Below are 23,328 nucleotides of genomic sequence, written 5' to 3'. Positions count from 1 at the left end.
CCGCCGCCCCGCCCGGCGCGCGGCCCGCCGGCCCCCCCCCCGGCTCCGGGTCCCGTCCGCCGCCCGGGGGGTGGGGGCGGACGGGGGCTTCAGGGGGCGGAGCTGCCGAGTTCGTTGTCGATGAAGCTCAGCAGCTCGTCGACGGAGGCCGACTCGATGGCGTCGGACGCACCGGGCTCCCCGGTGTCCGGCGCCGGGGCGCCGGGCTCGCTGCCCTCGATACGGGAGAGCAGGGCCCGCAGCCGTACGGAGACGGCGGAGCGGTCCTGGTCGTCGTGGGGGACGGCGGCCAGCTTCCGTTCCATCTGGTCCAGTTCGGCCAGGAGGGCCTGGCGGGCGTCGGGGGCCCGGGGGGCGAGGCGGTCGTGCAGGAGCGTGACGAGGGCCGCCGGGGTGGGGTGGTCGAACACGAGGGTGGCGGGGAGCTTGACTCCGGTGGCGGCGGCGATCCGGTTGCGCAGGTCGACGGCGGTGAGGGAGTCGAAGCCCAGGTCCTGGAAGGCCCGTTCCGGGGCGATGGACGCGGCGTCGGCGCGGCCCAGGACGGCGGCGACGTCGGTGCGTACCAGGGTCAGGAGCACCTGTTCCCGCTCCACCTCGCTCAACTCGGCCAGTTGTGCGGTGAGTTCGGCCGCCGGGTCGGCGGTGCGGGCGGTGGGCCCGGCCTGGGCGACGCGGCGGCCCGGCTGGGCGACGAGCTCGCTCAGGAGGGCGGGGATGTGGGCCTTGGCCCGTACGGCGGACAGGCCCACGGGGGTGGCGACGAGCGCGGCCCGGCCGTCGGCGGTGGCCCGGTCGAACAGGGAGAGGCCCTCGACGCGGGCGATGGGCCGGAAGCCGTCGCGGGCGAAGCGGTTGAGGTCGCTCTCGGAGAGGTGGGCGTTGATCCCGCCGAGCTGCCACAGGCCCCAGGCGATGGAGGTCGCGGGCAGGCCGTGGGCGCGGCGGTGGGCGGCCAGGGCGTCCAGGAAGGCGTTGGCCGCCGCGTAGTTGGCCTGGCCGGGGCCGCCGAGGACGCCCACGGTGGAGGAGAACATCACGAACGCCTCCAGGTGCAGGTGGCGGGTGAGCTCGTGCAGGTGCCAGGCAGCGTCCGCCTTGGGCCGCAGGACCTCGGAGAGCCGGTCGCCGGTGAGTGCGGGCAGGAGCCCGTTGTCGAGTACGCCGGCGGTGTGGACGATCGCGGTCAGCGGGTGCTCCCGGGGGATGCCGTCCAGGACCCGGGCGAGCGCGTCGCGGTCGGCGGCGTCGCAGGCGGTAAGGGTGACATGGGCGCCGGTGCCGCGCAGGTCGTCCAGGAGCTGTGCGGCGCCGTCGGCCTGTTCCCCGGTGCGGGAGAGCAGCAGGAGCCGGGTGGCGCCGTGTTCGGTGGCCAGGCGGCGGGCGAACTCGGCGCCCAGGGTGCCGGTGCCGCCGGTGATCAGGACGGTGCCGTGCTTCCAGGCAGGGGCGGGGGCGGTGGCGGTGGGTTCGTCGGTGGCGGGGACGCGTCGCAGGCGGGGCAGGAGCGTTCTGCCTCCGCGCAGGGCGGCCTGGGGTTCGCCGGTGGCCAGGAGGGCGGAGAGGGTTTCGGGAACGGCCGCACCCGCACCCGTACTCGTACTCGTACTCGTGGTTATGCCGGGGTCGGTGTCGGTGTCGATGAGGACGATGCGGCCGGGGGCCTCGGACTGGGCCGAGCGGAGCAGACCCCAGACCGCCGCACCGGCCAGGTCCGTGACGTCCTCCCCGTACGCGGTGGAGACCGCACCCGAGGTGACCACCACCAGCCGCGTCCCCTCCAGCCGCTCATCGGCCAGCCACTCCCCCACCAGCGCGAGGATCCTGCGGGTGGCCGTGTGGGTGGCGGCGGCCGGGTCGGTGCCGGGGGCCGGGGGGGTCCAGGGCAGCAGGACGGCGTCGGCCGGGGTGCCGGAGGCGAGGGCGTCGGCCACGGCCGCCGGGTGCGGGTAGGCGCCGGGGCCGGGGTGGTGCGGGTCCAGGACGGCCCAGGTGAGGGGTTCGGTGGGCTGGGGCGGGGTGGTGGGGGTCCAGTCGAGGTGGAAGAGGGATTCGCGTCCGGTGCTGTCGCCGCCCACGGCGGCCCTGAACTGTTCGTTGGGTATGTCACGGAAGACGATGGACTCCACCGAGACGACCAGGTCGCCCGCCGCGTCGGCCAGTTGGAGGGAGAAGGAGTCCTCGCCGGTCTCCGTGACCCGGGCCTTGACGGCGGTGGCCCCGGTGGCGTGGAGCCGTACCCCGTACCAGTCGGCGGGGACGGGGACCGTGCCGGCGGCCGGGTCCTCGGGGCGGGTGGGCAGGGCCGCCTGGAGGAGGACCGGGTGCAGTCCGTACCGTCCGGCGTCGGCCCGCAGGCCGTCGGGGAGCTGGATCTCGGTGGTCCGGCCGGTGGCGCTGTCGTCCCAGGCGAGGGAGGCGGCGGCCTCGGGCTCCTCGGTGAGGTACCAGCCTTCGGCGTGCATGGTCCACGGTGCGTGGAAGTCGTCGGGGCGGGAGTACAGGCACAGGCAGTGCCGGCCGGTGTCGTCCGGGGTGCCCGCCCGGACCTGGAGCTGGATGTTGCCCTCCTCCGGGAGCACCAGGGGCACTTGGAGGTTGAGTTCGTCGAGCGCCGGGTGGCCGATCAGGTCGCCCGCGTGGATGGCGAGTTCGACCAGGGCGGATGCCGGGAGGACGGGTGAGCCGAGGACGACGTGGTCGGCGAGCCAGGGGTGGCTTTCCAGGGAGAGGCGGCTGGTGAACAGGATCTGGTTGAAGCCCGCCACGGTGATGGGCGAGCCGAGGACCGGGTGGCCGGTGGTGGGGGCGCCATGCGCTCCGGGGACGGGGCCGGGCCCGGGTTCGAGCCAGTGGCGGGTGCGCTGGAAGGCGTACGTGGGCAGGGGCACCCGGCGCGCTCCCGAACCCTCGTACAGCACCGGCCAGTTCACCGGGACACCCCGGGTGAACAGGGTCCCCACCGCTGTGAGGAGGGTCGCGATCTCGCCCCTGCCCCGGCGCAGGGCCGGGACGGCGCCCGTGGCGAGGGCGGACAGGACACCGTCGGGGCCGACCTCCAGGTACGAGGTCACTCCTTGGGCGGCCATGGTGTCGACGGCGTCGGCGAAGCGGACGGTGCCCCGGACCTGGTCCGCCCAGTACCCGGCGGAGCGGAGGTCGGTGCCGGTGGCGAGGCGGCCGGTGAGGGTGGAGACCACGGCGATACGGGGAGGGGTGTAGGTGATCTGCGACGCGGCCGCCCGGAAGTCGGCCAGCATCGGGTCCATCAGGGGTGAGTGGAAGGCGTGACTGACCGTCAGGCGCTTTGTTCTGCCGCCCTGTTCTGTGATCTTGCGGGCGGTGTCGAGGACGGCTGTCTCCTCGCCGGAGACGACGAGGGAGCGGGGGCCGTTGACCGCGGCGATCGCCGCCCCGTCCGTCAGGAGTCCGGTGACCTCGGCCTCGGTCGCCTCGACGGCGATCATGGCGCCGCCGCGCGGCAGGCCCTGCATCAGAGCCGCGCGGGCCGCCACCAGACGTACCGCGTCCTCCAGTGAGAACACCCCCGCCACATGCGCGGCCGCGATCTCACCGATCGAATGGCCCGCCACGAAGTCCGGGGTCACCCCCCACGACTCCACCAGCCGGAACAACGCCACTTCCACCGCGAACAGGGCCGGTTGTGTCCAGCCCGTCTCGTCCAGCCCCTCCCCCGAGGTGATCACCTCACGCAGCGAACCGCCGCCGCCCGGCCGCTCGTCGAACAGGGCACACACCTCGTCGAAGGCGGCCGCGAAGACGGGGAAGGCGGCGTGCAACTCGGCTGCCATGCCCACCCGTTGTGCACCCTGGCCGGTGAAGAGGAAGCCGGTACGGCCTCCGGTGCGCTCACCGCGTACCAGGCCCGGGGCTGTGCCGCCCTCGGCCAACGCCTTTATTCCGGCGAGCAGTTCGCCTCGGTCGCGGCCGGTGACGACGGCGCGGTGTTCCAGGGCGGCGCGTCCCGTCGCGAGGGAGAAGCCGATGTCCAGGGGGGAGACGGCGAGGTCGGCGGTGAGGCGGGCGTTGAGGCGTCGTGCCTGGTCCTGGAGGGCGTTGGCCGTCTTGCCGGAGATGCTCCAGGGGACGACGGGGAGTGCGGCCGGTTCCTGGGGGTGGTCGGTGGTGTTCTCGGGGGCGGGGGGTTCTTCGAGGATGACGTGGGCGTTGGTGCCGCCGAAGCCGAAGGAGGAGACGGCGGCGCGGCGCGGGGCACCGGTCTCGGGCCAGGGTCTGGCTTCGTCGAGGAGGGCGACGCCGCCGGTGTCCCAGTCGACGTGGGTGGTGGGCCGGTCGCTGTGCAGGGTGCGAGGCATCACGCCGTGCTCCATGGCCTGGATCATTTTGATGACGCCGCCGACACCTGCGGCGGCCTGGGCGTGGGCGATGTTCGATTTGAAGGAGCCGAGGTAGAGGGGGCGGCCGTCCGGGCGGTGCTGTCCGTAGGTGGCGAGGAGGGCCTGGGCCTCGATGGGGTCGCCGAGCCGGGTTCCGGTGCCGTGGGCCTCGACGATGTCGATGTCGGCGGGGGTCAGGTCCGCGGCGGCCAGGGCCTGGCGGATGACGCGTTCCTGGGCGGGCCCGTTGGGGGCGGTCAGCCCGTTGGATGCGCCGTCCTGGTTGACGGCGGAGCCGCGCATGACGGCGAGGATCTGGTGGTTGTTGCGGCGGGCGTCGGAGAGTTTCTCCACCAGGAGGAGGCCGACGCCTTCGGCCCAGCCGGTGCCGTCGGCGTCGGCGGAGAAGGATTTGCTGCGGCCGTCGGCGGCCAGGCCGCGCAGCCGGGAGAACTCGACGAAGGCGACGGGGGTCGACATGACGGTGACGCCGCCGGCGAGGGCGAGGTCGCATTCGCCGGAGCGCAGGGCGCTGGCGGCGAGGTGGAGGGCGACCAGGGAGGAGGAGCAGGCGGTGTCGATGGTGACGGCGGGGCCTTCGAGGCCGTAGGTGTAGGCGACGCGGCCGGAGGCGATGGAGCCGGCGCTGCCGCTGAAGAGGTAGCCCTCGAAGTCCTCCGGGGGGAGGTCGGGGCGTGAGCCGTAGTCGTTGTACATGACGCCGGTGAAGACGCCGGTGCGGGTGCCTTTGAGGGAGACGGGGTCGATGCCGGCGCGTTCGAAGGTTTCCCAGGCGGTTTCCAGCAGGAGGCGCTGTTGGGGGTCGGCGGCCAGGGCCTCGCGGGGGGACATGCCGAAGAGTTCGGGGTCGAAGAGGTCGGCGTCGTAGAGGAATCCGCCTTCGCGGGAGTAGGAGGTGCCGGTCTTCTCCGGGTCGGGGTCGTAGAGGTGTTCCAGGTCCCAGCCCCGGTCGGTGGGGAAGGAGGAGACGGCGTCGACCTCGTCGGTGACCAGTTGCCACAGGTCCTCGGGGGTGGCGACGCCTCCGGGGTAGCGGCAGGCCATGGCGACGATCGCGATGGGTTCCTGTTCCTTGTCCTCGGCCTCGCGCAGGCGCTTGCGTGCGTCCCGGGCATCGGCGATGGCCCTTTTGAGGTATTCGCGGAGTTGTACCTCGTCAGCCACGTGTCTTCAGCTCCCGGTGGTGGTGTGTGCGTGCCGTGCGTGCTGCCGTATGCGCTGTGTGCGCTGTGCGTGCTGCCGTACGTGCCCTGTGTGCGGTGCGTTCTTTGTGCGCGTTGTGGGCGGCGGCGTCTGTCCTGTGGGTCATTCGCGGTTGTCGAGGAGGGCGAAGAGCTCTTCGTCGCTCGCGGTGTCGAGGTCCTGTTCGTCCTCGGTGCCCGCCGGGCCTCCCGGGCTTGCGGGGGTGCCGGCGGCTTCGGCCGCTTTTTCGGCCGCTTTGAGGAGTTCCCTGAGCCGTGCGGTGATCAGGTCGCGGGTCTCCTGGTCGGGGGCGGCGGCGATGGCGTTCTCCAGGCCGGTGAGGGGGGCCAGGACCGGGGTGGCGGGTGAGGGTTCCGCCACGGCCAGTTCGCCCAGGAGGTGGGTGGCCAGGGCCTGTGGGGAGGGGTGGTCGAAGACGAGGGTGGTGGGCAGGCGCAGCCCGGTGGCGCGGCCGAGCTGGTTGCGGAGTTCGACGGCGGTGAGGGAGTCGAAGCCGAGTTCCTGGAAGGCGCGGTCGGCCTCGATGCGGCCGGGGTCGCCGTGTCCCAGGACGTGGGCGACCTGGGCGCGTACGAGGTCGGTGAGGGCGCGTTCGCGTTCGGCGGGGGCGAGGGCGGCGAGGCGCTGGGCGAGGGGGGCTTCCTGGGGGGCTGTGCCGCTCGCGGTGGTGGTGGTGGTGCGGCGTGGGGGTGGTGTGGCGAGGGTGCGCAGGACGGGCGGGAGTTCGGTGGCGGTGCGCAGGGCGGTGGTGTCGAGGCGGGTGACGGCGAGGAGGGCTTCGCCGGTGGCGGGGGCGGCGTCGAAGAGGGCCATCGCCTCCCCCGAGTTCAGGGGTTTGAGGCCGGCGCGGGCCAGGCGGCGCAGGTCGGTGGCGTCCAGGCTGCCGGAGAGGGCGCTGGCCTGGGCCCACAGGCCCCAGGCCAGGGAGAGGGCGGGCAGGCCGTGGGCGCGGCGGTGGGCGGCCAGGGCGTCGAGGAAGGTGTTGCCCGCGGCGTAGTTGGCCTGGCCTGCGGTGCCGATGAGGCCGGCGACGGAGGAGTAGAGGACGAAGGCGGTCAGGTCCAGGTGGCGGGTGAGTTCGTGGAGGTGCCAGGCGGCGTCGATCTTGGGGCGCAGGACGGTGTCGAGCCGGTCGGGGGTGAGCTGGGCGGTGATGCCGTCGTCGAGGACGCCGGCGGTGTGGACGACGGCGGTCAGGGGGTGTTCGGCGGGGATGCCGTCGAGGACGCGGGCGAGGGAGGTGCGGTCGGTCACGTCGCAGGCGACGGTCTCGGCGTGGGCGCCGAGTGCTTCGAGTTCGCTGCGGAGTTCGGTGGCGCCGGGGGCGTGGGGGCCGCGGCGGCTGAGGAGAAGGAGCCTGCGGGCTCCGTGCTGGGTGACGAGGTGGCGGGCGAGGACGGTGCCGAGGGCGCCGGTGGCTCCGGTGACCAGGACGGTGCCCTGGTCCCAGCGGGGGGCGGGGTGGTCGGCGGCCGGGGTGGTGCGGGTCAGGCGGGGGGCGGTGAGGGTGGTGCCGCGGACGGCGATCTGGGGTTCGCCGGTGGCTACGGCGAGGTCGATGAGCCGGTCCTCGGGGGTGGGGGCTTCGGCGGGGGCTCCGGTGGCCGGGGCTTCTGCCGTGGGGCCTGCGGCCGTGAGGGCTCCGGCGGCCGGGCCTTCGGCGGTCGGGCCTTCGGCGGTGGAGGCTTCGGCGGTCGGGGCTTCGGTTTCGGGGGTTTCGGTGGTGGGGTCTTCGGTTGTCGTGGGGTCGAGGTCGATGAGGACGATGCGGCCGGGGTTCTCGGTCTGGGCGGATCTGAGGAGGCCCCAGATACCGGCGTGGGCCAGGTCGGTGACGTCCTGGTGTCCTGGGGCGACGGCGCCCCGGGTGGTGACGACGAGCCGGGTCCCGGCGAGCCGGTCGTCGGCGAGCCAGTCCTGCACGGTCCGGAGGACCTGGCTCAGGGCGGTGCGGGCCCGGCCGGGCAGGGCGGGGTCGTGGCCGCCGGTCCCCTCAGCTGCTGGGCCGGTGGTGGTCTGGAGGAGGAGTACGTCGGGGGGTGCGGCCCCCGCGTCCAGGGCGGCGCCCAGCGCGCTCACGCTGCGGTGGCCCTCGCCGTCGGCGAGCAGCGCCCACCCGGTGCGGGCCGGGGCGGGGCCGGTGGTGGGCAGGGGGGTCCAGGTGAGGCCGAACAGGCCCTCGTGCGCGGTGGTGGCCGCTGTGCGCAGGGCCTGCGGGGAGAGCGGGCGCAGCAGGAGGGAGGCGGAGGCGACGGCGGCGCCCGCTGCGTCGGCGGCGGTGAGCGCGACGTGCAGGGAGTCGTCGGCGGAGCGGTCCAGGGTGAGCCGTACGCGCAGGACGGTCGCCCCGGTGGCGTACAGGTTCGCTCCGGACCAGGAGAACGGCAGCCAGGGGGTGCCTTCGGGTTCGGTGGTGCCGGGGAGCAGGGGGTGCAGGGCGGCGTCGAGGAGGGCGGGGTGGAGGCCGAAGCGGGGGGCGTCGGTGCGGTGTTCCTCGTCCAGGACGATTTCGGCGAAGAGTTCGTCGGGGGTGCCCGGGGTGCTGGGGGTCTTCCAGAGGCGGCTGAGGCCCTGGAAGGCGTCGGTGTAGCCGTATCCGGCGGTGGCGAGGCGGTCGTAGGCGCCGTCGAGGCCGATCTCCGTGGCGTCGGCGGGGGGCCAGGCGAGGAGTTCTTCGGGGGCGGTGGTGGGGGTGGTGGTGAGGCGTCCTTCGGCGTGCAGGGTCCAGGGCTGGTCGGTGGTGTGGTCCTGGTCGGGGCGGGCGTGGACGGTGAGGGTGCGGGTGCCTGCGGGGTCGGGTTCGCCGACGGTGAGCTGGAGCTGGAGGGCTCCGTGTTCGGGCAGGACCAGGGGGGCGGCCAGGGTGAGTTCGTCGACCTGGTCGCAGCCGGTGTGCTCGGCGGCGTGCAGGGCCAGGTCGAGGAGGGCGGTGGCGGGCAGCAGGACGGTTCCGGCGACCGTGTGGCCTGCCAGCCAGGGGTGGGTGCGGCGGGAGAGGCGGCCGGTGAGGAGGTGGGCGTCGCGGTCGGCGAGGCGGACGGCCGCGCTGAGCAGGGGGTGGGTGAGGGGGGTGAGGCCGAAGCCCTCGGCGTCGTGGGGGGTGGTGGGGCCCGCCAGCCAGTAGCGGGCGTGGTCGAAGGAGTAGGTGGGCAGGTCGACCCGGCGGGCGCCGGGGAAGTAGGTCTGCCAGTCGGGGCGGGCGCCGCGCAGGATCGCGCCGGTGAGGGCGGCGGCGACGGTGTCGCTCTCGGGCCTGCCCGAGCGCAGCAGCGGGGCGAGGAGACCGGCTTCGCGGGTGAGGCAGTCCTGGGCCATGGCGGTCAGGACGCCGTCGGGGCCCATCTCCAGGTATTCGGTCACGCCGAGCTCTTCGAGGTGGCGCACCCCGTCGTGGAAGCGGACCGCTTCGCGGATGTGGGCGGCCCAGTAGTCGGGTGAGGTGAGCTGTTCGGTGGTGGCGAGGGTGCCGGTGAGGTTGGAGACGATGGGGATGCGGGGCGGGTGGTAGGTCAGGCACTGGGCGAGGGCGCGGAACTCGTCGAGGACCTCGTCCATGTGCGGGGAGTGGAAGGCGTGGCTGACGGGGAGGCGTTTGGTCTTGCGGCCCCGGGTGCGCCACAGGGCGGTGATCTCCTCGACGAGGTCCTCGTCGCCGGAGATGACGGTGGAGGCGGGGCCGTTGATCCCGGCGATGGCGACCTGCCCGTGACCGTCACCGTGGCCGTGCCTGTAGCGGTGTTCGGTGAGGGTGGTGCGTACTTCTTCCTCGGAGGCCTGGAGTGCGGCCATCGCGCCGCCTTCGCGGGCGGCCTGCATGAGCCGGCCGCGCTCGGCGACCAGGGCGCAGGCGTCGGGGAGGTCCAGGACTCCGGAGAGGTGGGCTGCGGTGACCTCGCCGATGGAGTGGCCCAGGAGGTAGTCGGGGGTGATGCCGTGGTGTTCGGTGAGGCGGAAGAGGGCGACCTCGGTGGCGAAGAGGGCGGCCTGGGTGAAGGCGGTCTGGTCGATCAGGGCCGATTCGGCGGTGCCTTCGGGGGCGAAGAGGACGTCCTTGACGGGCCGGAAGAGTTCGGTGTCCAGGTGCCGGCACACCTCGTCGAGGGCGGCGCGGAAGACGGGGGAGGTTTCGTAGAGTTCGCGGCCCATGCCCAGGCGCTGGCTGCCCTGTCCGGTGAAGAGGAAGGCGGTCTTGCCGCGGCGGCCGGGGGTGGCGCGGACGAGGGCGGGGGTGGGTTCGCCGGTGGCGAGGGCGGCCAGGTGGTGCAGGAGGGTGGTGCGGTCGGTGCCCAGGACGGCGGCGCGGTGTTCGAGGGTGGCGCGGGTGGTGGCCAGGGTGAGGCCGACGTCGTGGGGGGTGAGGTGGGGGTGGCCGGTGAGGTGGTGGTGGAGCCGGCCGGCCTGGCGGCGCAGGGCGTCCTCGTTCTTCGCGGTGAGGATCCAGGGCACGGGGGTGCCGCCTTCACCCGGAGTGCCCCCGGCCGGAGTGCCCCCGGCCGGGGTGTTCTCGCCCGGGGTGTTCTCGCCCGGGGTGTTCTCGCCCGGGGTGCCGTCGGCCGGGGTGGCGTCCGGTGCGGGGGTGGTGGCGGGTGCGGGTGCGTCCTGTGTGGGGGGTGCTTCGAGGATGACGTGGGCGTTGGTGCCGCTGATGCCGAAGGAGGAGACGGCGGCGCGGGCGGGGCGGCCGGTGACGGGCCAGGGTCTGGCTTCGTCGAGGAGCTTGACCGCGCCGGCGTCCCAGTCGATGTGGGGTGAGGGGTTCTCGGCGTGGAGGGTCCTGGGGAGGGTGTGGTGGCGCATGGCCTGGATCATCTTGATGACGCCGCCGACCCCGGCGGCGGCCTGGGCGTGCCCGATGTTCGACTTGAGGGAGCCGAGGTAGAGGGGCCGGTCCTGGGGGCGGTCCTGTCCGTAGGTGGCCAGGAGGGCCTGGGCCTCGATGGGGTCGCCGAGGCTGGTGCCGGTGCCGTGGGCCTCGACGGCGTCGATGTCGGCGGGGGCCAGGCGGGCCGCGGCGAGCGCCTGGCGGATGACGCGTTCCTGGGCGGGCCCGTTGGGGGCGGTCAGCCCGTTGGATGCGCCGTCCTGGTTGACGGCCGAGCCCCGCAGGACGGCCAGGACCCGGTGGTTGTTGCGGCGGGCGTCGGAGAGCTTCTCCACCAGGAGCAGGCCCACGCCTTCGGCCCAGCCGGTGCCGGAGGCGTCGGCGGAGAAGGAGCGGCAGCGGCCGTCGGCGGACAGGCCGCGCTGGCGGGAGAACTCGACGAAGGTGTTGGGGCCGGACATCACGGTGACGCCCCCGGCGAGGGCGAGGTCGCATTCGCCGGAGCGCAGGGCGCTCGCGGCGAGGTGGAGGGCGACCAGGGAGGAGGAGCAGGCGGTGTCGACGGTGACGGCGGGGCCCTCCAGGCCGTAGGTGTAGGCGAGGCGGCCCGAGACGACGCTGGAGAGGTTCCCGGCGAGGAGGAACCCCTCGAACTCCTCGGGGCTCCGGTCGAGCCGGGAGGCGTAGTCGTCGTACATGGCGCCGGTGAAGACGCCGGTGCTGGTGCCGCGCAGGAGGGCGGGGTCGATACCGGCGCTCTCGAAGGTCTCCCAGGCGGTTTCCAGCAGGAGGCGCTGCTGGGGGTCGGTGGCGGTGGCCTCGCGGGGGGACATGCCGAAGAAGGCGGGGTCGAACTGGTCGGCGTCGTGGAGGAATCCGCCGTGCCGGGTGTAGGAGGTGCCGGTCTTGTCCGGGTCGGGGCTGTAGAGGGCTTCCAGGTCCCAGTCCCGGTTGACGGGGAACTCGCTGATGGCGTCGGTGCCCTGGTCGACCAGGTGCCACAGGTCCTGGGGTGAGGAGACGCCTCCGGGGTAGCGGCAGGCCATGCCGACGATCGCGATGGGCTCATCGGTGCCGGTGCCGGTGCCGGTGGCGGTCCGGCGGGCGGGCGCGGTGGCGGGGGCGGGGGTGTGGCCCGCGGTCTGCTGGTGGAGGTGGGCGGCCAGGGCCGCGGGTGAGGGGTGGTCGAAGACGGCGGTGGTGGGGATCCGCAGTCCGGTGGCGGTGTTGAGGCGGTTGCGCAGTTCCACGGCGGCCAGGGAGTCGAACCCGATGTCCTTGAAGGCGCGTTCGGGGTCGATGCCCTCGGGGCTCGTATGGCCCAGGACGGCGGCGACGGTGGAGCGTACGAGGTCGGCGGCGGCGGCCCGGCCGTCCTCCTCGGGGAGTGCGGCGGTGCGGCGGGCCCAGTCGCTGCCGCTGCCGTCGGCTGCTGTGCCGTTGGTGCGGTGGGCGGTGCGGGTGGCGGTGCGGGGGCGGATGAGGCCGCGCAGCAGGGCGGGCGGGTCGCCGGCCGCGGCGGTGCGCAGCCGGGCCAGGTCGAGCAGGGCCGGTACGGCCAGGGCGTCGCCGCCGGCCAGGGCGGTGTCGAAGAGGGCGAGGCCGGTGTCCGGGTCGAGGGGGGTGATGCCGGCCCTGCTCCAGCGGGCCAGGTCGGCTTCGGTGAGGTGGGCGCCCATGCCGTGGCTGGAGTCCCACAGGCCCCAGGCCAGGGAGGTGGCGGCCAGGCCCTGGGCGCGGCGGTGGGCGGCGAGCGCGTCGAGGTAGGTGTTGGCGGCGGCGTAGTTGGCCTGGCCGGCGGTGCCGGTGATGCCGGAGACGGAGGAGAACAGGACGAAGGCGGCCAGGCCGAGGTGGCGGGTCTGGGTGTGCAGGTGCCAGGCGGCGTCGGTCTTGGGCCGCAGGACCTTCTCCAGCTGCTGGGGGGTGAGCGCCTGGACGGTGGCGTCGTCCAGGACTCCGGCGGTGTGGAGGATCGCGGTGAGGGGGTGGGCGGGGTCGACGGCGGCCAGGAGGGCGGTGACGGCGTCGGGGTCGGCGGCGTCGGCGGCGAGTGTGGTGACCTGGGCGCCCAGGGCGGTGAGGTCGGCGGTGAGACGGTCCGCGCCGGGGGTGTCGGGTCCGCGCCTGCTGGTGAGCAGGAGGTGGCGCACACCGTGGCCGGTCACCAGGTGGCGGGCCAGGAGGCCGCCGAGTCCGCCGGTGCCGCCGGTGATGAGGACGGTGCCCTGCGGGTCGATGCGGGGGGCGCCGGCGGGGGCGGGGGTGCGGTCCCGGGTGAGGCGGGGGGTGTGGAGGCGGGGGCCGCGCAGGGCGAGCTGGGGTTCGCCGGTGGCCAGGGCGGCGGGCAGGTTCTCCTCGGCCTGGGGGGTGTTGTCGGTGTCCAGGATGACGATCCGGCCGGGGTGTTCGCTCTGGACCGTGCGCAGCAGGCCCCACAGAGGGGCGGTGGCCAGGCCGTCGACAGGTTCGCCGGGGGTGGTGGCGACGGCCCTGGTGGTGGTGAAGGCGAGGCGGGTGCCCTCGAAGCGGTCGTCGGCGAGCCAGCGCTGGGTCAGGGCCAGGGCGCGGGCGGTGTTCGTGTGGGCGGCGGCGGGGGTGGGGGGGCCGTCGGTACGGATGAGGAGGACGTCGGTGCCGTCCTGGCCCTGGGGCCCGGGAAGCACCTCAGGGAGCTCGGGGCCGTCGGGGAGGCCGGTGAGGCCGGGGAGGTGGGTGATGCGTACGGCGGCGGGGTGGTCGGGCGGGGTGAGGGGGGTCCAGGCGACGGTGAACAGGCTCTGCCCGGTGGTGGGGGCGGGGGTGAGCCGGTCCTTGGCCAGGGGGCGCAGCAGCAGGGAGCCGATGGTGGCGACGGGGGCGCCGGCGGCATCGGCGAGGTGCAGGGTGACGGTGTCGGGCCCGGTGTGGTGGATACGGACGCGCAGGGTGGTGGCGCCGACCGCGTGGGTGGTGATCCCGCTCCAGGCGAACGGCAGCCGGATGGTGCCGGGTTCGGCGGTGGCGGGGGCGTCCAGGACGACCGGGTGGAGGACCGCGTCCAGGAGCGCGGGGTGGATGTTGTAGCCGGCGGCGGCCTCGTGGAGGTCGGCGGGGAGGGTGACGTCGGCGTAGCTGGTGCCGTCCTCGCCGCGCCACAGGGCGCGCAGGCCCTGGAAGGCGGGGCCGTAGCCGTATCCGAGGGCGGTGAGCTGTTCGTAGGCGTCGTCCAGGGGCACCGGTCGGGCGTCCCGGGGCGGCCAGGTGAGCAGTTCCCCGAAAGCCGGATCACCATCGTCTTCGGCAGCGGTGGGGGTGGTGGGGGGTGGGGTGTCCAGGGTGCCGGAGGCGTGACGGGTCCAGGGGGCCGGTTCGTGGCCGGTGCCGGGGCCGGGTTCGTGGCCGGTCTCGGGGCGGGAGTGCACGGCGAAGGTGCGGGCGCCCGTGGTGTCGGGGGCGGAGAGGGTGGCCTGGAGGCGGACGGCCCCCTCCTCGGGCAGGACGAGCGGGGCCTGCAGGGTCAGTTCGGCGAGGTGCTCGGCGCCTGCGGTACGGCCGGCGGCCGTGGCGAGCTCGATGAACACGGTGGCCGGCAGCAGGACCGTGCCGTGGATGCGGTGGCCGGCCAGCCAGGGGTGGTCGTCCAGGGAGAGCCTGCTGGTGAGGACGAGGCCGCCCTCCCCCTCGGCAAGGTCGACGGTGGTGGCGAGCAGGGGGTGGCCCGCCGGGTCGAGGCCGAGACCGCGGGCATCGGTGCGCGGCTGGGGCCGGAGCCAGTAGTGGCTGCGGCGGAAGGCGTACGTGGGCAGCTCGGTGCGGGCGGCTCCGGGGAAGAAGGAGGCCAGGTCGAGGGGGGCGCCGAGGGTGTGGGCGCGGGCGAGGGCGGCGTACAGGGTGGTGGTCTGGGGGCGGCCGGCCCGCTGGAGGGCGAGGGCCTGGGAGGTGCCGGACCGGAACGAGCCGGCGGCCATCGCGGTGAGGACGGCGTCGGGGCCGATCTCGACGAAGACGGTGGTGCCCTCGTCCTCCAGGGTGCGGGTGGCGTCGAGGAACCGTACGGCCTCACGGATCTGGCGGACCCAGTACTCGGGGGTGAGGAGGTCCTCGCCGGTGGCGGGGCGGCCGGTGAGGGTGGAGACGACCGGGATGCGGGGCGGGTGGTAGGTCAGGCCCTGGGCGATGGTGCGGAACTCGTCGAGGACGGGGTCCATGTGCGGGGAGTGGAAGGCGTGGCTGACGGTGAGGCGGCGGGTCTTGCGGCCGCGCCCGCGCCACAGTGCGTCGAGTTCGTCGGCGGCCTCCGTGTCGCCGGAGACCACGACGGCTTCGGGGCCGTTGACGGCGGCGACGGCCAGGCGCCCGGTGTGGGGGGTGAGGGTTTCGGTGACCTCGTCCTCGGTGGCCTGGAGGGCGAGCATCGCACCGCCGGGGGTTGCCGCCTGCATGAGGCGGCCGCGGGCGGCGACCAGGACGGCGGCGTCCTTGAGGGAGAACACGCCCGCCACGTGGGCGGCGGCGAGCTCGCCGATGGAGTGCCCGGCGACGGCGTCCGGGCTCAGCCCGTACGCCTGGAGGGTGCGGTGGAGGGCGACTTCCAGGGCGAACAGGGCGGGCTGGGTGGCACGGGTCTCATGAAGCAGCGGAGGGGCGGCGGCGGTGTCGTGGCTGCCGTGGCTGGTGTGCGGGTCTTCGAACATCACCTCGCGCAGGGGGCGGCCGAGGTCGAGGTGCGGGTCGAGGGCCGCGCACACCTCGTCGAGGGCGGTGGCGAAGGCGGGGTGGGCGGCGTACAGGTCGCGGCCCATGCCCGGGTACTGGGCGCCCTGGCCGGTGAACAGGAACGCGGTGCGGCCCGCGCGGGCGGCGGAGCCGGTGACCAGCTGGGGAGCCTCGGCGTTGCGGCGCAGGGCGTCGAGGCCGGCCAGGAGGTCCTGCGCCCCGGTGCCGGTGATGACGGCCCGCTCGGTCCAGGTGGTCCGGGTGGTGGCGAGGGAGAACCCGATGTCGGCGAGGTCCTGGCCCACCGGCTCGGGGCGGTCGGCCAGGTGGGTGTGGAGCGCTTCGGCCTGGGCGGCCAGGGACTCCGTATCGGGGGCGGACAGGGCCCACAGGGCGGGCACGGTGGAGCCGGGCGCGGTGGAGCCCGGGGCGGTGGAGCCGGGGGCGGTGGAGCCCGGGTCGGTGGTGGAGCCCGGGTCGGTGGAGCCGGGGGCGGTGGTGGAGCCGGGGGCGGCCGGGCGGGGCCGGGCGGGGATGTCGTCCTGGTCACCGGCCTGTTCGACGATGACGTGGGCGTTGGTGCCGCTGATGCCGAAGGCGGAGACGGCTCCCCGGCGGGCGCGTTCGGTGTCCGGCCAGTCGCGGGCCTCGGTGAGCAGTTCCAGGCCGCCGGACCAGTCGACGTGGGGGGTGGGCTCGGTGACGTGCAGGGTGCGCGGCAGGACGCCGTGGCGGATCGCCTGGACCATCTTGATGACGCCGCCGACCCCGGCGGCGGCCTGGGCGTGCCCGATGTTCGACTTGAGCGACCCCAGATAGACCGGGGCACGGTCGGTGCGGTCACCGCGGTCGCTGCCGTAGGTGGCGAGGATCGCGGCGGCCTCGATGGGGTCGCCGAGCTTCGTCCCCGTACCGTGCGCCTCGACGGTGTCGATGTCGGCGGGGGTGAGGCGGGCGTCGGCCAGGGCCTGGCGGATGACGCGTTCCTGGGAGGGCCCGTTGGGGGCGGTCAGGCCGTTGGAGGCGCCGTCCTGGTTGACGGCGGTGCCCCGGATCACGGCGAGGACCCGGTGGTTGTTGCGGCGGGCGTCGGAGAGCTTCTCCACCAGGACCAGGCCCACGCCCTCGGCCCAGGAGGTGCCGTCGGCGTCGGCGGAGAAGGACTTGCTGCGGCCGTCGGCGGCCAGGCCGCGCTGGCGGGAGAACTCCACGAACATGCCGGGGGCGGACATGACCGTCGCGCCGCCCGCGATCGCGAGGGTGCTCTCCCCCCGGCGCAGCGACTGGACGGCGAGGTGGAGGGCGACGAGGGAGGAGGAGCAGGCGGTGTCGACGGTGAGGGCGGGGCCGACGAGCCCGAGCTGGTAGGCGATGCGGCCGGACATGACGCTGCTGGTGGAGCCGGTGAGCAGGTGGCCCTCGACGCTCCGTGGGGCCTCGTGCAGGCGGGGCCCGTAATCCAGGGCGGTGGCTCCGACGAAGACACCGGTACGGCTGCCCTTGAGGGTGGCGGGGTCGATGCCGGCCCGCTCGACGACCTCCCAGGAGGTTTCCAGGAGGAGGCGCTGCTGGGGGTCCATGGCCAGGGCCTCGCGGGGGGAGATCCCGAAGAACCCGGCGTCGAAGAGGGCGGCGTCGTGGAGGAACCCGCCCTCGCGGACGGAGCTCTTCCCGGAGCTTTCGGGGTCCTGGTCGTAGAGGTCGCTGTCCCAGCCCCGGTCGGTGGGGAAGCCGGTGATGGCGTCGCCGCCCTCGGCGACCAGCCGCCACAGGTCCTCGGGCGAGGAGATGCCGCCGGGGTAGCGGCAGGCCATGGCGACGATCGCGACCGGCTCGTCGTCGGGGAGCGGTACGGCGAGGTGCTCCTCCCCCGGGGTGGTGGCCGTGCCGGTCAGTCCGGCCTCGATGTGGGCGGCGAGCGCGGTGGGGGTGGGGTGGTCGAAGAGGAGGCCGCCGGGCAGGGGCAGACCGGTGGCGTCCGCGAGCCGGTCGCGGAGCTCGACGGCCATCAGGGAGTCGAAGCCGAGGTCCTTGAAGGTCTGCCGGGCCTCGATGTGGTGGCCCGTGTCGTGTCCGAGGACGGCGGCGATGTGTGTGGCCGTCAGGTCGGTGACGGTACGGGTGCGCTGGGCGGGGGGCATCGCGGCGAGCCGGGCACCGAGTTCCCCACCGGGGGCGGGGGCGGTGGTGCTCTCCGGGAGGTCCGGCCCGGTGGAGACGGGGAGGGCGGGGGCCGGGCGGGCCGGGCTGGTGGTGCCGGGGGTGGTGGTGCCGGGTTCGAGCCAGTGGCGGGTGCGCTGGAAGGCGTACGTGGGCAGGGGCACCCGGTGGGCTCCCGAACCCTCGTACAGCACCTGCCAGTTCACCGGGACGCCTCGGGTGAAGAGGGTGGCGAGGGCGGTGAGGAGGGTCATGACCTCGTCGCGGCCCCGGCGCAGGGCCGGGACGGCGCCCTTGGCCAGGGCGGACAGGACACCGTCGGGTCCGACCTCCAGGTACGACGTCACCCCTTCCGCCGTCATGGTGTCGACGGCGTCGGCGAAGCGGACGGTGCCCCGGACCTGGTCCGCCCAGTACCCGGCAGAACGGAGGTCGCTGCCGGTGGCGAGGCGGCCGGTGAGGGTGGAGACCACGGCGATACGGGGAGGGTTGTAGGTGATCTGCGACGCGGCCGCCCTGAAGTCGTCCAGCATCGGATCCATCAACGGGGAATGGAAAGCGTGACTGACCGTCAGGCGCTTTGTTTTCCCGCCCTGTTCCGTGATCTTCCGGGCGACTTCCAGGACGGCTGTCTCCTCGCCGGAGACGACGACCGCGCGGGGGCCGTTGACCGCGGCGATCGCCGCCCCCTCCTCAAGGAGCGCGGCCACCTCGGCTTCCGTCGCTTCCACCGCGATCATGGCGCCGCCGCGCGGCAGGCCCTGCATCAGGGCGGACCGGGCCGCCACCAGACGTACCGCGTCCTTGAGCGAGAACACCCCCGCCACATGCGCGGCAGCGATCTCACCGATCGAGTGGCCCGCCACGAAGTCCGGGGTCACCCCCCACGACTCCACCAGCCGGAACAGGGCCACCTCGACGGCGAACAGGGCGGGTTGTGTCCAGCCCGTCTCGTCCAGCCCCTCCCCCGAGGCGATCACCTCACGCAGCGAACCGCCGCCGCCCGGCCGCTCGTCGAACAGGGCACACACCTCGTCGAAGGCGGCCGCGAAGACGGGGAAGGCAGCGTGCAACTCGCCTGCCATTCCGGCTCGTTGTGCGCCCTGGCCGGTGAAGAGGAAGCCGGTGGAGCCGTCCTGGACGTGTCCGGTGATGACGCCGGGGGCGGGGGTGCCCTGGGCGAGGGCGTCGAGGGCGGCGAGGAATCTGTCCTGGCTGTCCGCCAGGATGACGGCGCGGGCGTCGAAGGTGGTACGGGTGGTGAGCAGGGACCAGCCGACGTCGGCGGTGCCCGCCCGGCCTGCGACGGCGGTGGCGGTGCGCAGTTTCGCGGCCTGGGCGCGCAGGGCCGGGGTGGTGCGGGCGGTCAGGACCCAGGGGTGTGGGGAGTCGGTGTCCGCCGGGGGGGCGGGGGTGGTGGCGGGGGCTTCGGTGAGGACGATGTGGCAGTTGGTGCCGCCCATGCCGAAGGAGGAGACCCCGGCGGTCAGGGTGCGGTCGGGGTGCGGCCAGGGGGTGAGTTCGCGCGGTACGGACAGGCCCAGGGTGTCGAGGTCGATGGCGGGGTTGGGGGTGGTGAAGTTGAGGCTGGCGGGGATGGCGCGGTGGGTCAGGGAGAGGAGGGTCTTGAGGAGGCCGACCAGGCCGGCGGCGCCTTCGAGGTGGCCGACGTTGGTCTTGGCGGAGCCGACGACCAGGGGGTCGCCGGGGGTGCGGTGGGGGCTGAAGACGTCGCCGAGCGCGGCGGCTTCGATGGGGTCGCCGACGGGGGTTCCGGTGCCGTGGAGTTCGACGTACTGGACGTCGGAGGGATTGATTCCGGCCTTTTCGTAGGCCTCGCGCAACAGGTGGCTCTGGGCGTCGCGGCTGGGTACGGTCAGGCCGGGGGTGGCGCCGTCGTTGTTGACGGCGCTGGCGCGGATGACGCCGTAGATGCGGTCGCCGTCGGCCTGGGCGCGGGCGAGGGGTTTGAGGATGACGGCTCCGCCGCCCTCGCCGCGTACGAAGCCGTTGGCGCGGGCGTCGAAGGTGTAGGTGGTGCCGTCGGGTGAGAGGCCGCCGAAGCGTTCCTCGGTCACGGCGCTCTCGCCCAGGAGGTTGAGGTTGATGCCCGCGGCGATCGCGGTGGTGGATTCTCCCGTGCGCAGTGACTCGCAGGCCAGGTGTACGGCGACCAGGGAGGAGGACTGGGCGGCGTCGACGGTGAGGCTGGGGCCGCGCAGGCCGAGGTGGTAGGAGACGCGGTTGGCGATGACGCCGCGGTTGAGGCCGGTCATGGAGTGCTGGGTGAGGGCGGGTTCGCCGTACTGGTGGGCGAGGCTGGTGTAGTCGTCGCGCAGGGTGCCGACGAAGACGGCGGTGGGGGTGTCCCGCAGCCGGGCGGGGAGGGTTCCGGCGTCTTCCAGGGCCTCCCAGGCCAGTTCGAGGACGAGGCGCTGCTGGGGGTCCATGGCGGCGGCTTCGCGGGGGGATATCGCGAAGAACGCGGCGTCGAAGTCGGCGATGGAATCGAGGAATCCGCCGCGCCGGATGCCTGTGGCGTGCGGCGGGGGTGCGGTGTTCCAGCGTCCGGGTGGTGCGTCGGTGATGGTGTGGGTGCCGTCGCGCAGTATCTGCCAGAAGTCGGACGGGGCGGGCGCCATGGGGAGTCGGCAGGACATGCCGATGACGGCGATGGCCCCCTCGTCGCCTCGCGGCGCGCGGCTCTCCACGGAAATGTGATTAGTCGTCATGGCGCTCGACTGCCCTTTCCTGACTGATATCGGCGGGGTTCTGCCTGTCCCGGACCGGGATACCGGGGCATTGATCGACCTTAGGTTCGGGTGCTGTTTTTCCTCTCAACACCTGGTCATGTGCGGGTAACCGCCGGGTGCGTCCCTGGGGGGTGGCGGGCCTGTTACTTGGCGGTGGGCGGGCGGTGAGGGTGGCCGGTTACGTTCGGTGCAGATGTGCGTGAACTCCTCGAATTCCCGGGGTCCTGCCGGAAGAAAGTAGGAACGGTCTCACCATGAGCAATCTGACCAGTGATGCAGAACAGCACACCGCGCTGTACGAGGCGGCTTTCAACGCGGGCGACGCGGACGCGGTGAACGCGATGTACACCGATGAGGCCGTCGCGGTCTGGGAGCCGGGCAAGCCGCTCACGGGCCAGGCCCGCAAGGACGCGGTCAAGGAGTTCCTTGCCGGCTCCCCGAAGATGCGGGCCCGGCCGCGGCAGACGTTCGTGACGGGGGACACCGCGCTCCTGATCGTGGACTGGTCGATCGCCACCGTGGACGGCTCGGGCAGCCCGGAGCTGCTGACGGGGGTCGGTGTCGACGTGCTGCGCAAGGGTGCGGACGGCAACTGGCGCTACGCCATCGACGAGCCGTACGGCGAGCAGAACTAAAGCCCCGTGCACTGTGGTTCCCGGCACGAAGACACCCTCTTGAGCGAAGAAAGCGGTGCGCAGAGATGAGCATTCCCGGTATCACGGTCGATTTCGATGTCGACCGTCCCGACCTGACCGCGGACGCGGAGACCCAGAACGAGATCTTCATCCAGCTGTTCAATTCCGGTGACGGGGCGCTGTTCGACCTCCTCTACCGGGACGACGCGATATCGAACTTCTCCGGCTCCCCGCTCACGGGGGAGGAACGCCTGGCTTTCTTCAAGGAGTTCCTCGCGCCGAAGCCTTTCCTGAAGGCGGAGATCACGCATGCGTACGTGGCCGGTGACGTGGCTTTGATCGGGGTGCGGTTCAGTGTCGACAGCACGGGTCCGGAGGGTGAGCCCGTCCGTATCGAGGGCAACTGCACCGATGTGCTGCGCCGCGGTGATGACGGGCGCTGGCTGATGGCCATCGACCGTCCGGTCGCCGGCACCCTGCTCCCGGAGTAGGCGCTCCTTTTCTTCCTGGCCTGTCCGGTCTCTTCTCCCCTCCCGGACAGGCCGGGTTCCGGGATTCCGGTCATGGTGACGGGTGGTCTTTTCAAGACGATCTCGGTCAGGGACAGGAGGAAACCGCGCGAGCGGTTCACTACGCTGGATGTTCTTGAGGGGCCGCCAGCAACGCCCCCGGGCATCCACGGAGTGCACATGGCTAAACAGGAACGCGCTGTCCGTACTCGAGCGACGGTGCTCCGGTCCGCGGCGGAGATCTTCGACACGGACGGGTTCGTCTCGGCCTCGCTGTCCTCGATCTCCCACCGGGCCGGGGTGAGCAGTGGTGCCCTTCATTTCCACTTCGCGAACAAGGGTGCGCTCGCGGAGGCCATCGCGGAGGCCGCCGAGCAGCGGCTGCGGCGCATCACCGGCCCGGCGCCCGAGGAGCCGGGGGGCAGCGGGTCTGCTCAGGGGGAGGTGGATCTGATCCAGAATCTGGTGGACACCTCCCACCAGCTGTTCGACGAGCTGAACAGCGATGTGATCCTGCGGGCCGGGTTCATGCTGGGGTGCGAGCCGTCGTGGCCGAGCCTGGTGGACCTGCACGGGCAGTGGCGGGACTGGATCCAGGGGACGCTGCAGCAGGCCGCCCGCAGCGGTGCGCTGGCCGAGGGGACCGAGCCGGAGGACGTGGTCACCGTCGTGGCGGCCTCGACCGTCGGTTTTGAGGCCCTGGGGCGCAAGGACCCCTCCTGGCTCTCCCAGCAGCGGCTGGCCCGGTTCTGGCAGTTCATGCTCCCCCGGCTGGTGCCGCCCGGCACCGGCCCGCAGAAACAGAAGCAGGACCAGACGCAGGACCAGACGCAGAAGCAGAAGCAGAAGCAGAAACAGGACCAGGCTCGGAAAGGGGCGTAGAGGCAGTGGACAGCACGTGGTTGCGGCGTTTCCAGGAGGCCCGCGGGCAGGCGGTGCGGCTGGTGTGCTTCCCGCACGCGGGGGGCTCGGCCAGTGCGTTCGTCGGGCTGTCGCGGGCGCTGGGCGGGCACCTGGACGTGCTGGCCGTGCAGTACCCGGGCCGTCAGGACCGCAGGCGGGAGGCACCGTACCGCAGTATCACCGAGCACGCCGACGCCCTGGCCGGAGTCCTGGGCCCGCTGACCGGTGCCCCCTACGCCCTGTTCGGGCACAGCATGGGCGCGGTCCTGGCCTACGAGACGGCCCGCCGCCTGGCCGCCGCGGGCCGGCCGGAGCCGCTGCGGGTGTTCCTCTCGGGGCGGGGTGCGCCCTCGCCGCTGCCCGGTGCCCATGACCGGCTCGGGAGCGACGCGGAGATCCTGGCCGCGGTACGGCGGCTGGGCGGGACGGGGCAGGGGGTGCTGGAGAACCCCGAGCTGCTGGCCATGGTGCTGCCGGCGCTGCGCGCGGACTACGGTGCCCTTGGCGCCTACCGGTGGGACGGCGGGCCGCCGCTGGGCTGCCCCGTCACCGTCCTGGTCGGCGACGCGGACCCGGTGGTGGGTGTGGAGGAGGCCGCCGCCTGGCGCGGCCACACCACCGGCGCGTTCGCGATGCGGGTCCTGCCCGGCGGCCATTTCTACCTGGACGAACAGGCCGCCGACGTCGGCGGCATCATCACCACGAGCCTGCTCGTCACGGACCCCGCGGCGTGAGACGGCCGGGCACCGCCGCCGCCTCCTGAGAGCCCGCGGCCCGGGGCCCGCGGCCCGGGGGGCGCCGGAGGCCGGGGGCCGGGGTATGTCACCAGGGCGTTGTCGGCCTGAGTGTCGCCGACCAGGGCGTTGTCGGCCGGGTGTTGTACGGATCATCGCATTCGACGACCAGAGGATCAGGACATGACGGGTGAGGACCTGTACGACGCCGACCTCGGCCTCGCTTTCCCCAGGGTGCTGGCGCAGATCCTGCGCTACCCGCCGCTCCAGCTCGCCGGTACGGACGAGGAGCCCGGCGAGCCCCACATCGTACGGAGCATCGACTGACACGGCCGTCCCCATGGCACAGCTGTTTCCTTGACACGGTTGTTCCCTTGACACGGCTGCCCCCTGACTGGGCTGTCCCCGTGACGCGGCGGTTGCGCTGACAGGGCTGTCCCCCGGGGGCGGGGGCGGGGACCCCGCGCCCGGGGCCCCCCCCCCGGCCCGCTGCTTTTAACATAACCCGCGCCCACACACCACCAAACGGGGA

At 73.6% G+C, this 23,328-nt stretch carries 6 protein-coding genes and 1 pseudogene; 5 read left to right on the top strand and 2 right to left on the bottom strand.

What is annotated here, in order from left to right; all coding sequences use genetic code 11:
• Positions 1 to 89: 89 nt before the first annotated feature.
• Positions 90 to 5,537 (bottom strand): annotated as a pseudogene (locus tag ACFW9Z_RS31095) (SDR family NAD(P)-dependent oxidoreductase); the annotation flags it as partial.
• Between the two features lie 147 nt (positions 5,538 to 5,684).
• Positions 5,685 to 19,994 (bottom strand): type I polyketide synthase, encoded by a 14,310-nt coding sequence (locus ACFW9Z_RS31090; protein ID WP_384645968.1) that lies wholly within the window; start codon positions 19,992 to 19,994, stop codon positions 5,685 to 5,687.
• 275 nt (positions 19,995 to 20,269) lie between these two features.
• Here ACFW9Z_RS31090 and ACFW9Z_RS31085 point away from each other — a divergent pair, with 275 nt between their 5' ends.
• The 5 genes from ACFW9Z_RS31085 (at position 20,270) to ACFW9Z_RS31065 (ending at position 23,123) form a co-directional block, all read left to right on the top strand.
• Positions 20,270 to 20,650 carry a YybH family protein gene (locus ACFW9Z_RS31085; protein WP_384645967.1) on the top strand — a complete coding sequence of 127 codons (381 nt, stop codon included), beginning with the start codon at positions 20,270 to 20,272 and terminating at the stop codon, positions 20,648 to 20,650.
• Positions 20,651 to 20,715: 65 nt separating this feature from the next.
• Positions 20,716 to 21,141 carry a YybH family protein gene (locus ACFW9Z_RS31080; protein WP_384645966.1) on the top strand — a complete coding sequence of 142 codons (426 nt, stop codon included), beginning with the start codon at positions 20,716 to 20,718 and terminating at the stop codon, positions 21,139 to 21,141.
• A gap of 198 nt (positions 21,142 to 21,339) precedes the next feature.
• On the top strand, positions 21,340 to 22,041 hold the full coding sequence (locus ACFW9Z_RS31075; protein WP_384645964.1) for a ScbR family autoregulator-binding transcription factor: 702 nt from the start codon (positions 21,340 to 21,342) through the stop codon (positions 22,039 to 22,041).
• A gap of 5 nt (positions 22,042 to 22,046) precedes the next feature.
• On the top strand, positions 22,047 to 22,796 hold the full coding sequence (locus ACFW9Z_RS31070) for a thioesterase II family protein (RefSeq protein WP_384645963.1): 750 nt from the start codon (positions 22,047 to 22,049) through the stop codon (positions 22,794 to 22,796).
• 183 nt (positions 22,797 to 22,979) lie between these two features.
• Positions 22,980 to 23,123, top strand: a complete 144-nt coding sequence (locus tag ACFW9Z_RS31065) for a hypothetical protein (RefSeq protein WP_384645962.1) — start codon at positions 22,980 to 22,982, stop codon at positions 23,121 to 23,123.
• Positions 23,124 to 23,328 lie beyond the last annotated feature (205 nt).

Source organism: Streptomyces sp. NPDC059452 (assembly GCF_042750035.1).
Classification (GTDB): domain Bacteria; phylum Actinomycetota; class Actinomycetes; order Streptomycetales; family Streptomycetaceae; genus Streptomyces.
The sequence above is the reverse complement of the archived record's forward strand: the minus strand, read 5'-3'. Positions and strand labels throughout refer to the sequence as shown.

What these genes read in the sequence shown, in the direction of transcription:
- ACFW9Z_RS31090 (WP_384645968.1), bottom strand. Translation starts at nt 19,994, where the DNA reads ATGACGACTAATCACATTTCCGTGGAGAGCCGCGCGCCGCGAGGCGAC.
- ACFW9Z_RS31085 (WP_384645967.1), top strand. Translation starts at nt 20,270, where the DNA reads ATGAGCAATCTGACCAGTGATGCAGAACAGCACACCGCGCTGTACGAG.
- ACFW9Z_RS31080 (WP_384645966.1), top strand. Translation starts at nt 20,716, where the DNA reads ATGAGCATTCCCGGTATCACGGTCGATTTCGATGTCGACCGTCCCGAC.
- ACFW9Z_RS31075 (WP_384645964.1), top strand. Translation starts at nt 21,340, where the DNA reads ATGGCTAAACAGGAACGCGCTGTCCGTACTCGAGCGACGGTGCTCCGG.
- ACFW9Z_RS31065 (WP_384645962.1), top strand. Translation starts at nt 22,980, where the DNA reads ATGACGGGTGAGGACCTGTACGACGCCGACCTCGGCCTCGCTTTCCCC.